Genomic DNA, 15,688 nt, shown 5'->3' on the forward strand with positions numbered 1-15,688 from the left:
ATGCACAAGCATGATTCGAGCCGGGTTGTCCGGATAGCCCTACGATTGTCGCTCGCTTCGGCCTTTCTGTCCGCCGTTGCCGACCGATTCGGTTGGTGGAAGCCGTTTGGGCAGGGCAGCTGGGGGAGCATCGGAGCTTTCGCCGGCTATGTCCACCAGCTTGTTCCATTTGCTTCTGGATGGTTATTGACCGTCATTGTCTGGGCTGCCACCGCCACCGAAGCGACCCTGGCGGTCTTGCTCCTGGCCGGCTGGCAGCCAAAACTCGTCGGCATGGCGACTTGCTTGGTGCTCATAATATTTGGAACCGCGATGGCTGTATCCCTCGGATTTGAATCACCGCTTAGCTACAGTGTCTTCTCCGCAGCAAGCGCGGCCGCGGCCTACGCGATACTCGGCACAACACCGCCGCCGGCACCACACACCCCTGGCACCTCCTCCAGTCCGGACATTCGAGATCGTCGCAGGCCACCACAGCCGCCGCCCGTAGCGGTCATCGGAAGTGACGCTAGATGAAGGCTGGCAAAGACTTCGACGTTGTCGTCGTCGGCGGCGGGGTCGGCGGCCTGGCCGCCGTGCGAAAGCTTGCGTCGGCAGGCTTTGCGGTAGCGCTCATCGAGGATCGTCTGGTCGCGGGGGAGTGCCATTACTGGGGCTGCAACCCGAGCAAAACACTGCTTCGTCCGATCGAGGTGTTCAATCTCGCAAAGGCCGTTCCTGGTGTGCGAGAGGTCGTTTCGGACGAAGGACTGGACATTGCGGCCGTCTTCGCCAAACGCGACGCGATCATCGAGCACCTCTCGGACCAAGACAGAACAGCATCACTGCGGCAGGCGGGTGTAGCAGTGTTTCACGGGTTCGGCCGGTTGAACGGCGAACGGACAGTGCGGGTGGCTTGTGCCGACAACACCCAAGCCGTTTTGGAGGCACGCCACGCGGTCGTTGTGGCCACCGGGACACGCCCTAACGTGCCGGAGATACCTGGGTTGGCGCAAGCACGCCCGTGGACCAATAGGGACTTGACGACCATGACGAAAGTGCCACCTCGCGCCCTGGTGGTGGGTGGCGGCCCCGTCGGTGTGGAGTTCGCGACCATCCTTACCGGTTTGGGTTCGGCGGTAACACTTCTGGTACGCGGGAACGCTCTACTTTCCGGCTGCGAACCCGAAGCCCGCGACCTGGTCGCGCAGTCACTGCGAAGCAAAGGCGTCATGATCCACTTTGACACGGAGTTGTCGGCGGTAGCCCGCCCCGTGGCGGGCGGGCCCGTCACCGCAACTTTCGGCGGCCAGACCATCGAGGTAGACGAGGTCGTCCTGGCCGCCGGACGGCGCACCAACACCGACGACATCGGGCTGGAAACCCTTGGCCTGCCAAGCGGCGGGTTCGTCGCTGTTAACGACCATCTCCAGGCGGTCGGCGTCACAGGCGACTGGCTGTACGCCTTGGGCGATACCACCGGGCGTGCTCGGTTGTCGCATATCTCCACCTACCATGGCCATCTCGTGGCCGACATCATCGCGGCGCGGGCCGCGGGGCGAGAACTCGGGGAGAACGAGTTGGCTGCCCGTGATGCGGGCAGCCTTGCGCAGGTTATCTTCACCGAGCCTCAAGTCGTCAGAGCGGGACGCTCGGAAAGTCAAGCTCTAGCAGAAGGATTCGTGGTGCGGACGCGAACTGCCTGTTACCCCGGCACACTGTCATTCCTGGCCCTTTTCCGGGATGGTTTCCAGGGATGGGCGAAGTTGGTCATTGACGCCGAGACGAACACGCTGCTCGGGGCGACATTTGTCGGCCCGGAGTTCTCCGAACTAGTGCAAGCGGCCACTCTGGCTATTGTCGCGAAGGTCCCAGTCGGTCTCCTGCGCCATGCTGTCGCGCCACATCCGACGGTCAATCAGGTCTGGGATCTGTTACTCGACCAAGAGTCCGAACTCGCCCCGGTACCGCAGAACGGGTGGCAGAAGGCACAGAACAGCGGTCAAGCGAATCACCTTGTCTATCAGACCGGTTAGACAGCGATCCTTGAGAGGAACCACAATGATTTGCGCCTGGCTGGTCGTCCCACTGTGACCATGCTCGCAGCGGGGGTCCGCGCTTTCGGTGGCGAAGTGGAGACGATCGAAGTGGACGAACCGCGGCCGTTGGCGGCCGACGAGGTCCTCATCGAGGTTCGCAGCGCCGGAGTTGGCAACTGGGACGAAATCATCCGCACCGGTGGTTGGGATATTGGCGCGAGCCCGCCGATGGCACTTGGAGTCGAGGCCGCCGGCGTCATCAAGGCCGTCGGTGCTCACCCGAACGGATTCAGTGTGGGCGATGAGGTCCTGTGTCACCCTGTGCCGTTGCGTGCCCAAGGCACCTGGGCGCCGTTTGTGATCGCGCCCGTCGCGTCGCTCGCCCACAAACCGCACGGGATTTCGTGGGAGACCGCAGCGATCTTTCCTGTGCCGGCGTTGACCGCCGAGCAGGTGGTCGGCGAGGCGCTGACCCTGCGCGCTGGAGAAACTTTGCTCGTTCATGGCGCGGGTGGAATCACCGGCGGGCTCATTGTCCAGCTGGCTGCCCTGCGTGGCGTCGACGTGCTCGCTACCGCCAGCCCGCGCAGCGCCGACCGAGTCCGGGGGTATGGCGCGCGCGAAGTACTCGACTACCGCGATCGGATGTGGCCACAGCAGGCAAGGGGATTGGCGAAGGACCTCATCACCGCCGTCGCTAACGCGGCCCCCAGCGGTGCCGCTGCGGCGATGACCGCGCTTGCCGATGGCGGCCGGCTGGCCACCATCACTCCCGACCCGCCCGCATCAACCCGCGGCATCGGCGTGACCGCGGTTTACGTCCGTTCCGACGGCGCTCAACTCGACCGCCTGGCCGCGCTACTCGTCTCGAATCGGCTGAGCATGCCGACGCCGCGTTCCTGCAGCCTGGATCAGGCCGCCTACGCCCTCGCACAAGTTGTCGCAGGCCACCAGCCCGGCGGAGTGGTCATCACGACAGCCACCTGACGAAGTTGCCATCAGACACCGAAAAACCTCACACCACCAAGGAGTCTCGAAATGACCACCATTACCCGGATCCGCACCGGAGTGGCCGATCACATCGACAAATATGCCGACGCCGCCGCCGTAACTGGCGGGGGCACGCAGATTTTCGTCTCCGGAACGCCCGGGGTTCGCGAAGACGGCACTCTGACCGAGAACTTCACCGAGGAAGCCCGGCAGTGCTGGGCCAATGTCGAAATGGCGCTCAGCAAGGCCGGCGCCAAGCTCACCGACATGTCTGCATGCGTCAATGGGTAACCAGCCGCGACAACGCGTCCGCCTACCTGGCGGTAAGCAAAGAGATCATCCGCCACGTACCCGCTGCCATGTTCAGCATCATCGACGGGCTGGTGTGGCCGGCACGACCTTCCGCCCTGCCCGACGGATTCCGCTCGACGACATGGTGCATTCCGACCGGTGGTGAGCAAGCCGATGACCTACGCACGCAACGGGACTGACGCCCAGTCATCGCCACTCGCCGAACGGTGGCGGCAGTGACGCTGCGCTACGCGGCACCGACCAGCCGTGCGATGGTGGTTGCGGTGATGGTGTCAATGGTCGCGTACGTCGACTCCACGGTAATCAACCTCGCTTTGCCGGCCATCGAGCACGACCTCGGCGGTGGCCTGGCGTTGCAGCAATGGATCATCGATGGCTACCTGTTGGCAACGGCGGCCGCGATTCTGCCCGGCGGGTCCATTTCGGATTTGTTCGGACGCGTTCCGGTGATGAGGTTCGGGCTGTTGGCGTTCGGGGCGGGCTCGGTTCTGGCGGCGGCTGCCACCTCACCGGCGATGCTGGTCACCGCACGCCTCATCCAGGGGCTGGGTGCGGCTTTCCTCGTGCCGAGTTCGCTGGCGCTGATCAACACGGTGTTCGGCAAGGCACGCCAGTCCGCGGCGATCGGCGTCTGGACCGGGTGGACGGGAACCGCATTCGCGTTGGGCCCCCTGCTGGGCGGAATGTGCGTCGATTTCTTGGGCTGGCGTTGGATTTTCGTGTTGTCAGCGATCCCCGTGGCGGTCGGTTATGCACTGACATTCTGGCTGTGTCCGATGTCGGGGCGCGTCGAAGGCGCCCGTGTCGATACCGCCGGGGTGGGCTTATCGTCGGTAGGGCTGGCCGCGACGGTATATGCATTAATCGAATCACAACGCGAGGGCTGGACAGTCCCGACGGTCTTCACACCAGCGGTGGTCGGGATCGCCGCACTGGCCGGCTTCGTGAGTTGGCAGCACCGCAGCAGGTCTCCGATGCTTCCGTTGCCGCTGTTCACCTTTCGCAACTTCGCTGCGGCCAACCTCGTCACCGCGTTCGTCTACGGCGGGTTGACGCTGGGATCGCTGGCCATCGCTCTCTACACCCAGGAAATCGGCGGATACTCAGCCACCGCGGCCGGACTCGCCACCCTGCCGATCCCGGCGCTGTCGTTCTTCTTCGCCCGCCATGTCGGCCGCATTGCCGCGCGGGTGGGACCACGTGCCTTCCTGATTGTCGGTCCCGCTTTGGCGGGGGTCGGGCTGCTGCTGATCCGGCCGAAACCTAGTAATTTCCAGGCGATCACCGACCTGGTCCCCGGGATGACCGTGCTAGCCATCGGGCTGGTCGCGACGATCACACCGCTGACGTCGGTGACACTGGCGTCGGTGCCGACCGAATACAGCGGCATGGCGTCGGCAATCAACAACGCCGTATCGCGTTTGGCCGCGCTGATGTCGATCGGGTCCCTGGGCCTGATCAGCGTTGGCGCGGCGAGCGCCATCGGATTCGCCCACGCGTTGGAGGTGAGCGCGACACTCTTCGCCCTGGGTGCGTTATGCGCCGCGCTGTTCATAACCAATCTCCCTGCGTGTCAACCTGTGCCCTGCGACATCGCGGCGCTATGCCGCGACCGGCCCGGTGTGCAACCCGCCCTGGCGAGCAGCCCCTCGGCCGCGACCGAACCATCACCTCCGCAGTAATCGTTCACCCGATCGACCCAATCCACGCTTCGGTTCGCGCAGCGCCTCACTCACCCGGGTGAATAGGTAGGTGGGGTGATGACAACTCACCCCGCCTGGCTGCAGTCTCATAACGACCAGAACCCGGCGGGAGTGTCACCCCCGTTTCTGGGCGCCCAGGCGAGGGCCTTACGCCTGGCGCCGATACGAAGAGCGGCGGTCCACCAGGAGCGTCATGAGAATCACGGGGGTAGACAAGGTATCGACCGAGGCCCTAGATGCACTCTGTGAACGGTACGAACTGGGGATGGACGTCGACAGTGTCCCCGAATTATGCAAACTCTTCGACCAGATGTTCCCGGGTGAACCCATTTGATGATGAACCGTACGTCGGAATCCCTGTGTGCCCAGGCAATGTCGGCGGAAACGAGCTAGCCACCGTGAGTGCCGCTGAATCAGACGAAGTCACATGTCAAACCCATTTCTGAAAGGTTCACCATGAAGATCGTAGTCGTTGGCGGGCGGGGGCTGATCGGCTCGAAGGTAGTGTCGAAGCTGAGCGTGCAGGGACACGACGTGATCCCCGCCTCACGTCGATCAGGTGTCGATTCACTCACTGGTGAAGGACTCGCCAACGCGGTCGCCGGTGCGGATGTCGTGGTCGACGTCGCCGATTCACCCTTGTTCGACGATGAGCCTGTGATGCATTTTTTCACGACGGCGACCACGAATATTCTTTCTGCTGAACAAGAAGCGGGAGTTAACCACCATGTTGCGCTGTCCGTAGTGGGCGCGCAGATCATGCCAGATAGCGGCTACAACACCGCGAAAGCAGCTCAGGAAAACCTGATCAAAGATTCGGGCCGACCTTATTCGATCGTGCGGGCAACTCCGTTCTACGAATTCGCCCTTGGTTTAGCCGATTCCGCGACAGACGGAGACATTGTCAGATTGCCACATGCATTGTTCCGTCCGATTGCGGCCGACGATGTCGCCAACGCGGTGGCCGACGCGGCTGTCGGGCCTCCGATCAACGGAGTAACGGAGATCGCTGGGCCAGAAGCGATGGGGATGGACGACTTTGTCCGCATGGGTCTCGCCGCCCATGGTGATCAACGTCGGGTGGTGACTGACGCCCGGGCGCCATATTTCGGTGCGGTGATCGACGATCACACGCTCGCGCCCGACAAGAATGCCACCATCTTCGCTACTCGATACTCCGACTGGATCAACGCGCACTAAAGCCACCGCATCTAGGCAATTGGGCGGGAATCAAGTGAGCCTTTGGTAAAAGGCCCGTCACATGCGAGGCTGCTGACATGGTCATCGAGATCGCCCGCCCCAAGCTCGAAGGAAACGTCGCCGTCGGCGAGGACCGCCAGATCGGCTTCGCCGAGTTCGGCGACCCGCAGGGGCGCGCGATGTTCTGGTTGCACGGCACCCCCGGCGCTCGCCGGCAGATCCCGGTCGAGGCCCGCGTCTACGCCGAGCAGCACAACATCCGCCTGATCGGCCTGGACCGGCCCGGCATCGGTTCGTCGACGCCGCATCGATACGAGAACATCCGGGCGTTCGCCGACGACCTGCGGACGATCGCGGACACGCTCGGCATCAACGACATGGCGGTCATCGGCCTGTCCGGGGGCGGCCCTTACGCCCTGGCGTCGGCCGCGGTGCTGCACGAAAGGGTCGTGGCGGCCGGCGTGCTCGGTGGCGTCGCGCCCTTCCTCGGCGAGGAGGGGATCACCAGCGGCCTGATGAACCTGGGCAAGCGGGTGGCGCCGCTGCTGCGGCTGGGCGGTGACCCGCTGCGGATCGGCGCGAGCCTGGTGGTCCGGGCGATCCGTCCGGTCGCCAATCCCGCGCTGTACCTGTACGCCGCGATATCGCCCGAAGGCGACCGGCGCCTGCTCACCCGGCCCGAGTTCGGCGCGATGTTCCTCGACGACCTGCTCAACGGCAGCCGCAAGCAATTGGCGGCCCCGTTCAACGACGTCATCCTGTTCACCCAGGACTGGGGATTCCGGCTCGACGAGGTCAAGGTCCCGGTGCGCTGGTGGCACGGCGACAGCGACCACATCGTCCCGTTCGCCCACGGTGAGCACGTCGTGTCGTTGCTTCCCGACGCCGAGCTGTTCGTGTTGCACGGCGAGAGCCACCTCGGCGGGCTGGGGCGCGGCGAGGAGATCCTGTCCACCCTGATGAAGATCTGGGACGAGCGGGACTGACCCGGTGGCCGCCGGGTAGCCTGCTCACGTGCTGCTGGCGTCCCTGAATCCCGCGGCGGTCACCGCCACCGACATCGCCGACGCCGTACGCATCGACGGGGCTGTGTTGAGTCGCAGCGACCTGGTCGGCGCCGCCACATCGGTGGCCGAACGGGTCGCGGGCGCGGACCGGGTTGCAATCCTGGCGACGCCCACCGCGGCGACGGTGCTCGCGGTGACCGGGTGCCTGATCGCCGGCGTGCCCTTCGTCCCGGTGCCCGCCGATGTGGGTGCGGCCGAACGCCGGCACATGCTCACCGATTCGGGAGTGCAGGCCTGGCTCGGCCCCGTCCCGGACGAGCCGGAGGGACTGCCGCACATTCCGGTGCGACTACACGCCCGGTCCTGGCACCGCTACCCCGAGCCGTCGCCCGACGCCACCGCGATGATCATCTACACCTCCGGCACCACCGGCCTGCCCAAAGGTGTGGTGCTGAGCCGGCGCGCGATCGCGGCCGACCTCGATGCCCTGGCGGAGGCCTGGCAGTGGACGGCCGACGACGTGTTGGTGCACGGGCTGCCGCTGTTTCACGTGCACGGGCTGGTGCTGGGATTGCTCGGGTCGCTGCGGGTGGGAAATCGCTTCGTGCACACCGGAAAACCGACGCCGGTGGGCTACGCCCACGCGGGGGGAACGCTGTACTTCGGGGTGCCGACCGTGTGGTCACGGATGGTGGCCGACGAGGCCGCCGCCCGGGCGCTGCGCCCGGCGCGGCTGCTGGTCTCCGGGAGCGCGCCGCTGCCGGTGCCGGTGTTCGACCGGCTGGCCGAACTCACCGGGCACCAGCCCATCGAACGGTACGGCGCCTCCGAATCGCTGATCACCCTTTCGACCCGCGCCGACGGCGAGCGCCGCGCCGGATGGGTGGGCCTACCGCTCACCGGGGTGCAAACCAGACTCCTCGACGACACCGGCGGTGAGGTGCCGCACGACGGGGAAACCGTTGGCAAGCTTGAGGTTCGGGGCCCGATGATGTTCGACGGATACCTGAACCGGCCCGAGGCCACCGCCGAGGCGTTCGACGCCGACGGCTGGTACCGCACCGGCGATGTCGCGGTCATCGACGGCGAGGGCATGCACCGCATAGTGGGTCGCGAGTCGGTCGATCTGATCAAGTCCGGCGGCTACCGGATCGGCGCCGGCGAAATCGAAACGGCGCTGCTCGGGCATCCCGGGGTACAGGAGGCCGCGGTCGTCGGGATGCCCGACCAGGACCTGGGCCAGCGCATCGTCGCGTTCATCGTCGGCGCGGCCGGCCTGAAAGCCGACGACCTGATCAACCACGTCGCCCAAGAACTTTCGGTGCACAAACGGCCTCGCGAGGTGCGCCTCGTCAACGCGCTGCCCCGCAACGCGATGGGCAAGGTGCTCAAAAAGCAGCTGTTGTCCGACGGCTGACCGTGTCAACCCGGCGCCAGGACACGCAGCAAGTTGCCAGCTTCAGCGAAGAGCGCGACCGTGAAGCTTCACCTACCGTCGTAACGGTGTATCGACGCAACCGGACAGTGCGCGGCCACCATGGGTGAGCCGAATCGGTCCGCTGCCAGCACCCCCATGCGGCGGATAGCGGCCGCGTGCCTCGTGGGCTCGGCCATCGAGTTCTACGACTTCCTGATCTACGGGACCGCGGCGGCGCTGGTGTTTCCCACCGTGTTCTTCCCGCGACTCGGCCCGACGCTGGCCACCATCGCCTCCATGGCCACGTTCGCGACGGCGTTCCTGTCCCGCCCGTTGGGCGCGGCCGTCTTCGGATACTTCGGGGACCGGCTGGGCCGCAAGAAGACGCTGGTCGCCACGTTGCTGATCATGGGCGCGTCGACCGTGAGTGTGGGCTTGGTTCCCAGCACGGCGTCGATAGGCATCGCGGCCCCGTTGATCCTCATCGTCCTGCGGTTGCTGCAAGGATTCGCGGTCGGCGGCGAATGGGCCGGGTCGGTCTTGCTGAGCGCCGAGTACGCCCCATCCGGCAAACGCGGCTGGTACGGCATGTTCACCCTGCTGGGCGGCGGCACCGCCGGAATCCTGGCCAGCCTGACCTTTCTCGCCGTCAACCTCACCATGGGTGAGAAAAGTGCCGCATTCATGGAATGGGGATGGCGGGTGCCCTTCCTGATCAGCAGCGGGCTGATCGGTATCGCCCTCTATGTGCGGCTGAACATCGAGGAAACCCCGCTGTTCGTGGAGGAGAAGGCCCGCGACCAGCTGCCCAAGGCGCCGCTCGCGGAGCTGTTGCGCTTCCAGCGGCGGGAGATCGTGCTCGTCGCGGGCATCTTCCTGGGCGGCATGGGCTTCGTCTACCTGGGCAACACCTTCCTGGTCATGTACGCCCACAACCATCTCGGTTATTCGCGGAGCTTCATCTGGGGCGTCGGAGCCCTCGCCGGGCTCACCAGCATGGCGTGCGTGTCCTTCTCGGCGTGGGTCTCCGATCGAGTCGGGCGGCGCCGGGTGATGTTGTGCGGGCTCGCGGCATGCCTGCCGTGGGCGTTCGCGGTGATTCCGCTGCTGGACACCCGCGAGCCGGTGCTGTACGCGGTCGCCGTCCTCGGGATGTTCGCGGCCGCGGCGGTGGCCAACGGGCCCACCGCGGCGTTCGTTCCCGAACTGTTCGCCACCCGCTACCGCTACAGCGGGGCGGCGGTGGCGATGAACCTGGCCGGCATTCTCGGCGCAGCCGTGCCGCCCCTGGTCGCGGGCACGCTGCTGGCCACCTACGGCAGCTGGGCGATCGGGCTCATGATGGCCGCCCTGGTCGTGGCGAGTTTCACGTCCGTGTATCTGCTGCCGGAGACCAAGGGAACGGCGCTGCGCGCCGCCCCGGCCGACGAGAGGGTCGCCGCCGAGGTGTAGCTGCGCTCAGTTGGCGTGCAGGTCCTCGTTGAGGGCGATGCCCTGACCGCTGCGGGCCACCACCTCGACGGCGCCGCTGACCGAATTGCGGCGGAACAGCAGGTTGTTGCCGCCGGACAGCTCCAGGGCCTTGAGCACCTGGCCGTCGGGCGTGGCGACCTTGGTGCCGGCGGTCACGTACAGGCCGGCTTCGACGACGCAGTCGTCGCCCAGCGAGATGCCCAGCCCCGCGTTGGCGCCCAGCAGGCACCGCTTGCCGATCGAAATGATTTCCGTGCCGCCGCCGGACAGGGTGCCCATGATGGAGGCGCCGCCGCCGACATCGGATCCGTCGCCCACCACCACACCGGCTGAGATGCGGCCCTCGACCATCGACGCGCCCAGCGTGCCGGCGTTGTAGTTGACGAAGCCTTCGTGCATCACCGTGGTGCCCGGCGCCAGGTGGGCGCCCAGCCGCACCCGGTCCGCGTCGGCGATGCGCACCCCGGAGGGCACGACGTAGTCGGCCATCCGCGGGAACTTGTCGATGCCGTAGACGGTCACCGGACCGTGCCGGCGCAGCCGCGCGCGGACCGCCTCGAACCCTTCGATCGCGCACGGTCCGCGATTAGTCCACACCACATTGGTCAATACCCCGAACAGGCCGCCGGCGTTCAGCCCGTGCGGCGCCACCAACCGATGCGACAGCAGATGCAGTCGCAGGTAGGCGTCGTAGGCGTCGGCGGCCACGTCGTCGAGCGAGCCGATCACCGTGCGCACCGCGATGCTCTCGGTGCCGCGGTCGTCGTCCCGGCCGACCAATGCGACCAGCTCGGGAGGAATGTCCGACAGGGCGAGCCGCGACGTGCCGCCGGTGCCCGATTCGGTCAGTTCCGGTGCCGGAAACCATGTGTCGAGGATCGATCCGTCGGCGGCCAGCGTCGCCAGCCCGATGCCTACAGCTCCAGTCACGGCGGTCAGGTTACTTGCCGCTCGGCAGCGGATAACCTGGGACCCGTGCTGGACTTGCGCGGGGATCCGATCGAGTTGACCGCGGCGATGGTCGACATCCCCAGCGAATCGCGAGACGAGGCGCGCCTGGCCGACGAAGTGGAGGCGGCGCTGCGGGCCCAGACGTCCGGCTTCGAGATCGTCCGCAACGGGAACGCCGTGCTGGCACGCACCCGCCGCCAGCGGCCGGCGCGGGTGCTGCTGGCGGGGCACCTGGACACCGTCCCGGTCGCCGGCAACCTGCCCAGCCGCCGCGAGAACGGCGACCTGTACGGCTGCGGCGCCGCGGACATGAAATCCGGTGACGCGGTCTTCCTTCATCTGGCCGCGACCGTCGCCGAACCGGTTCACGACCTGACGCTGGTGATGTATGACTGCGAGGAAATCGATGCGGCGGCAAACGGTTTGGGCCGCATCGAGCGCGAGCTGCCGGACTGGCTGTCCGCCGACGTGGCCATCTTGGGCGAACCCACCGGCGGCTACATCGAAGCCGGCTGCCAGGGCACGCTGCGCGTCGTGATCTCGGCCACCGGGACGCGCGCCCATTCGGCGCGACCGTGGTTGGGCGACAACGCGATTCACAAACTGGGCGCTGTCCTGGATCGGCTGGCCGCATACTCCGCCCGCGCCGTGAACATCGACGGTTGCGAATATCGCGAGGGCCTGTCGGCGGTGCGCATCGACGGCGGCGTGGCGGGCAACGTGATCCCCGACGCGGCCGCGGTCACGGTCAACTTCCGCTTTGCCCCCGACCGGTCGGTGGCCGCGGCGCTCGAGCACGTGCATGAGGTGTTCGACGGGCTCGACGTGCAGATCGAGCAGACCGACGCGGCCGCGGGCGCGCTGCCCGGGCTGTCCCAGCCGGCGGCCAAGGCCCTGGTCGAGGCGGCCGGGGGCCAGGTCCGGGCGAAGTACGGCTGGACCGACGTCGCACGTTTCGCCGCGCTGGGCATACCGGCGGTCAACTTCGGACCCGGCGATCCCAACCTCGCGCACACCCGCGACGAGAGCGTTCCGGTCGCCAACATCACCGCCGCGGTGTCCATGCTGCGCGGCTATCTGGGCGGCTAGTCGAGCTGGGGGCACCGCAAGCTTGCGGGGGACACGCCAGCGTGACGTTGGGCGCCGGCGATCACGCTGGCGTGACGTTCGGCGTTGATGATGCTCAGGCGCGCGCAGTGGTCCTGCAGCACGATCGCGCCTCCAGCGCGTCGGCTGAATCGCAACCGCCACAATCACTTTGCACACAGCGGAGGGTGATCGTCACTGCGCCAAGGTGATTGGGTCACGGTTGGCGCACAAATCCCACGCGGCCGATAAGTACCAGGGTCCCGAAAGTTGGTGACGAAGGGCCTCCTCATACGACGGACACCCTGGACCGGCAGTGACACGATATTGGTGTGGACAATGTCGGGGGTGCATTGACAGCAGCCGGAACGTCGTGCGGATCGTGCGGCACCCGGCTGCCGCCGAAGTCCAACTTTTGCAACCAGTGCGGTGCACCCGTCACGCAGATCCGCCGATCGGCCGAGTACAAGCAGGTGACGGTGCTGTTCGCGGATGTTGTTCATTCATTGAACATCGCGGCGACCGTCGGCCCGGAGCGGCTGCGCGAGGTGATGGCCGACTTGGCCGATCGCTGTGCGGCCGTGGTGACGAGGTACGGCGGCACCGTCGACAAATTCACCGGTGACGGCGTGATGGCGATGTTTGGTGCGCCGGTGGCGCTGGAGGATCACGCCGTTCGAGCGTGCCTGGCTGCCCTGAGCATTCAGGAGGAGGCCAAACGGCTTGCCGCCAACGTCCGAGAGCGCGATGGTGTCGAGCTTCAGTTACGTGTCGGACTCAACTCCGGTCAGGTGATCGCAGGTGAAATCGGTTCGGGCCCTTTCGGTTACACCGCCGTCGGCGAGCACGTGGGCATGGCGCAGCGGATGGAGTCGGTCGCACGGCCGGGTGGGGTGATGCTCAGCGAGTCCACCGCGCATCTGGTCGAGCAAATCGGCGCGGTGCTGGGCGAACGTGAGTGGGTGCATATCAAGGGTGTCGACGCCCCGGTGCCCGCACGTCGCCTGCTCATGATCGAACCGCGGCATGGTCTCGTCGGGCGGGTGTTGTCGAGCCTGGTGGGCAGGAGTTGGGAGCTAGCCGCCATCGCGGCCATCTTGGACCGCTCGATCGATGGCTACGGGGGCGTCGTCGGTGTGGTGGGGCCAGCAGGTATCGGCAAGAGCCGGGTGGCGCGGGAAGTCGAGGCCCTGGCTGCCGGCCGCGGTGTGGAGGTCTTCTGGACGTTCTGCGAGTCACACGCCAGCGGGATTCCGTTCCATGCCGTTTCCGGCCTGCTCCGTGCGGCACTGGGAGTAGACGATTTGGATGGCCCGGCGGCCCGGGCCCGGGTGCGACTCCGGCTTGCGGACGCCGATGAGCAGGACCTGGTCTTGCTCGATGAGCTGCTCGGAATCGCTGACCCTGACACACCGTCGCCGAAGATCGACCCCGACGCGAGGCGGCGCCGCTTGACCGCGATGGTCGCCGCCGCCCAGTCGGCCCGTGCGGAACCGGCGGTCTACATCGTCGAGGACGCGCACTGGATCGATGAGGTGAGCGAGGCGATGCTGGCCGACTTCATCACGCTGATCCCGCAGACCCGCTCGATGGTGGTGATCACCTACCGTCCCGAGTACCGCAGTGCGTTGACCGCGGCGGCCGGTGCCCAGACGATTTCCCTGGAACCCCTGAGTGATTCGGAAGCCACGACGTTGCTCACCGAGCTGCTGGGCTCGGATCCGTCGGTTGGCGCGCCAGCCGCGATGATCGCCGGGCAGGCCGCCGGTAACCCGTTCTTCATCGAGGAGATGGTCCGTGATCTGGCCGAGCGCGGCGTGCTGCGCGGCGCCCGCGGCGCGTATGTGTGCCGTGCGGACGACGCTGAGGTCGGCGTGCCGGCCACCCTGCAGGCCACCATCGCCGCCCGGATCGACCGCCTTGATGCGCCGGCCAAGCAGACATTGAGCGCCGCAGCGGTCATCGGATCCCGGTTCAGCCCGGGAGTCCTGTCCAACATGGGCATCGACCCCCATCTCGACGAGCTGGTCACGGCTGAGTTGATCGATCAGGTAAGTCTCACCCCGCGCGCTGAGTACGCGTTTTGCCAGCCGCTGATCCGTGCGGTGGCCTATGAGTCACAGCTGAAATCCGATCGCGCCGAGCTGCACCGGCGACTGGCGGCCGCGATCGAAAGCGACGACCCCGGATCGGTCGAGGAGAACGCGGCGTTGATCGCCGAGCATCTGGAAGCGGCGGGCGAATTGCGCGCCGCTTTCGGCTGGCACATGCGGGCCGGAACGTGGTCGACCAACCGTGACATCGCCGCGGCGCGAGTCAGTTGGCAGCGGGCACGCAAGGTGGCCGATCGGCTGCCCGCCGACGCCCCCGACCGGATGTCGATGCGGATCGCGCCGCGCACCCTGCTGTGCGGGAGCGTCTGGCGGGTCGGCGGCAGCATCGCCGATGTCGGTTTTCCGGAACTGCGTGAACTGTGCACCGCCGCGGGCGACCAGGTGTCACTGGTCTTCGGCATGGCGGGGCTGGTGCTGGCGCACATGTATCACAACCATCATCGCGAATCATCACGGCTGGCAACGGAACTCGCGCGAGTGCTTGAGTCAATCGGCGATCCGATATTAACGGTCGCGCTACTCTGCGCGGCGATCGTCGCCAAGTACGAGGCGGGCGAGATGGCCGAAGCCTTACGGCTGTCCGAGCGCGTCATCGAGCTGGCCGACGGCGATCCCGTCATGGGCAACCTGCTGATCGGATCACCGCTGGCCGTCGCGCTGACCCATCGGGCCACGGCCCGAATGTATTTGGGAATGCCGGGGTGGCGAGACGTGTTCGACTCGTCGATCGAGTTGGCCCGCAACTTCGAGCCGACGACGCGCACGTTGGTCACCATGTACAAGTACGTGCTCGGCTTCCTCCACGAGACGCTTGTGGCCGACGAAGCGGCGCTGACGGACACGGCCGATGCGTTGCAGGCCGCGGAGCGCTCAGGGGACAATTTCGCGCTGGGCAGCGCACGACTCACTCGCGGCATCACCCTGGTCCAGCTCGACGCCTCGCAACGTGAGGTTGGCTTCGGCCTGCTTGCGGAGGCCAAGGACATGGCCCTCAAGGACCGATACAGCCTGAGTGCCGTGCCGATCGTCGACATCGCCACCGCGAGGGAGAGCGCCCGCACCGGAGACCTCGACAGGGCGGTCGCGCTGTGCCGCGCCGCCCTCGATGTCGAACTCACCGGCGGCGAGATGCAATGGTGCGGACCCGCCACCACCACGCTGGTGGAAGCGCTGCTACGCCGCGGTGCCAAGGCCGACCAGCAAGAGGCACAGGCGGCGATCGACCGGCTGGCCGCCATCCCGACGGAGCCCGGGTTTGTCGTGCACGAACTCCCGCTGCTGCGCTTGCGGGCGCTGCTGGCGCGAGCGCGTGGCGATGACGCCGCCTATCGCGAGCTCCGAAACCGCTACCGCGACATGGCCGTGGCGCTGGCCTTTGAAGGCCACATTGCGCACGCCGAGGCGATGACCTGACGTA

13 protein-coding genes are annotated in these 15,688 nt (G+C 66.6%); 12 read left to right on the plus strand and 1 reads right to left on the minus strand.

The genetic code is table 11. The features are described 5' to 3' along the window. The 10 genes from A5678_RS27775 (at position 1) to A5678_RS07505 (ending at position 10,099) form a co-directional block, all read left to right on the plus strand. The gene (locus A5678_RS27775) at positions 1-516 is read left to right on the plus strand and encodes a hypothetical protein (RefSeq protein ID WP_231983605.1); all 516 of its coding nucleotides are present in this window, start codon (positions 1-3) and stop codon (positions 514-516) included. Next, a complete protein-coding gene (locus A5678_RS07470; RefSeq protein WP_068040411.1) occupies positions 513-2,015 on the plus strand; it encodes an NAD(P)/FAD-dependent oxidoreductase in 1,503 nt (500 codons plus the stop codon). Before A5678_RS27775 ends, A5678_RS07470 begins: the two co-directional genes overlap by 4 nt. 60 nt (positions 2,016-2,075) lie before the next feature. Beyond that, entirely contained in the window at positions 2,076-3,005 is a 930-nt protein-coding gene (locus A5678_RS07475) for an NADP-dependent oxidoreductase (RefSeq protein ID WP_231983596.1), read from the plus strand. 51 nt (positions 3,006-3,056) lie between these two features. After that, on the plus strand, positions 3,057-3,299 hold the full coding sequence (locus A5678_RS27780; protein ID WP_231983597.1) for a RidA family protein: 243 nt from the start codon (positions 3,057-3,059) through the stop codon (positions 3,297-3,299). Then, on the plus strand, positions 3,284-3,499 hold the full coding sequence (locus tag A5678_RS27785; protein WP_231983598.1) for a hypothetical protein: 216 nt from the start codon (positions 3,284-3,286) through the stop codon (positions 3,497-3,499). Before A5678_RS27780 ends, A5678_RS27785 begins: the two co-directional genes overlap by 16 nt. A gap of 36 nt (positions 3,500-3,535) precedes the next feature. Further along, complete coding sequence (locus A5678_RS07485; protein ID WP_231983599.1) at positions 3,536-5,002, plus strand: MFS transporter; 1,467 nt, start codon at positions 3,536-3,538, stop codon at positions 5,000-5,002. A 477-nt stretch (positions 5,003-5,479) separates the two neighbouring features. Beyond that, positions 5,480-6,223 carry an SDR family oxidoreductase gene (locus A5678_RS07490; protein ID WP_068040416.1) on the plus strand — a complete coding sequence of 248 codons (744 nt, stop codon included), beginning with the start codon at positions 5,480-5,482 and terminating at the stop codon, positions 6,221-6,223. Positions 6,224-6,300: 77 nt separating this feature from the next. Next, positions 6,301-7,209: an alpha/beta fold hydrolase gene (locus A5678_RS07495; RefSeq protein WP_068040418.1), complete on the plus strand. Its 909-nt coding sequence runs from the start codon at positions 6,301-6,303 to the stop codon at positions 7,207-7,209. Between the two features lie 28 nt (positions 7,210-7,237). After that, a complete protein-coding gene (locus A5678_RS07500; RefSeq protein WP_068040421.1) occupies positions 7,238-8,647 on the plus strand; it encodes an acyl-CoA synthetase in 1,410 nt (469 codons plus the stop codon). Between the two features lie 120 nt (positions 8,648-8,767). Next, the gene (locus tag A5678_RS07505) at positions 8,768-10,099 is read left to right on the plus strand and encodes an MFS transporter (RefSeq protein ID WP_082945433.1); all 1,332 of its coding nucleotides are present in this window, start codon (positions 8,768-8,770) and stop codon (positions 10,097-10,099) included. A 6-nt stretch (positions 10,100-10,105) separates the two neighbouring features. Here the strand turns inward: A5678_RS07505 and dapD are convergent, their stop codons facing one another. Further along, a complete protein-coding gene (dapD, locus tag A5678_RS07510; RefSeq protein ID WP_156746805.1) occupies positions 10,106-11,059 on the minus strand; it encodes a 2,3,4,5-tetrahydropyridine-2,6-dicarboxylate N-succinyltransferase in 954 nt (317 codons plus the stop codon). Positions 11,060-11,095: 36 nt separating this feature from the next. Here dapD and dapE point away from each other — a divergent pair, with 36 nt between their 5' ends. Both dapE and A5678_RS07520 read left to right on the plus strand, forming a co-directional pair. Next, entirely contained in the window at positions 11,096-12,160 is a 1,065-nt protein-coding gene (gene dapE / locus A5678_RS07515) for a succinyl-diaminopimelate desuccinylase (protein ID WP_068040427.1), read from the plus strand. A 329-nt stretch (positions 12,161-12,489) separates the two neighbouring features. Then, complete coding sequence (locus A5678_RS07520) at positions 12,490-15,684, plus strand: adenylate/guanylate cyclase domain-containing protein (RefSeq protein WP_231983600.1); 3,195 nt, start codon at positions 12,490-12,492, stop codon at positions 15,682-15,684. The last annotated feature ends 4 nt before the right edge of the window (positions 15,685-15,688 follow it).

It is taken from the genome of Mycobacterium sp. E2733 (assembly GCF_001667585.1).
Taxonomy (GTDB): domain Bacteria; phylum Actinomycetota; class Actinomycetes; order Mycobacteriales; family Mycobacteriaceae; genus Mycobacterium.

Excerpts from the sequence above, each read along its gene's own strand:
- A5678_RS07490 (WP_068040416.1), top strand. The coding sequence starts at position 5,480 with ATGAAGATCGTAGTCGTTGGCGGGCGGGGGCTGATCGGCTCGAAGGTA.
- A5678_RS07470 (WP_068040411.1), top strand. The coding sequence starts at position 513 with ATGAAGGCTGGCAAAGACTTCGACGTTGTCGTCGTCGGCGGCGGGGTC.
- A5678_RS07495 (WP_068040418.1), top strand. The coding sequence starts at position 6,301 with ATGGTCATCGAGATCGCCCGCCCCAAGCTCGAAGGAAACGTCGCCGTC.
- A5678_RS07475 (WP_231983596.1), top strand. The coding sequence starts at position 2,076 with ATGCTCGCAGCGGGGGTCCGCGCTTTCGGTGGCGAAGTGGAGACGATC.
- A5678_RS27775 (WP_231983605.1), top strand. The coding sequence starts at position 1 with ATGCACAAGCATGATTCGAGCCGGGTTGTCCGGATAGCCCTACGATTG.
- A5678_RS07505 (WP_082945433.1), top strand. The coding sequence starts at position 8,768 with ATGGGTGAGCCGAATCGGTCCGCTGCCAGCACCCCCATGCGGCGGATA.
- A5678_RS27780 (WP_231983597.1), top strand. The coding sequence starts at position 3,057 with ATGACCACCATTACCCGGATCCGCACCGGAGTGGCCGATCACATCGAC.
- A5678_RS27785 (WP_231983598.1), top strand. The coding sequence starts at position 3,284 with ATGCGTCAATGGGTAACCAGCCGCGACAACGCGTCCGCCTACCTGGCG.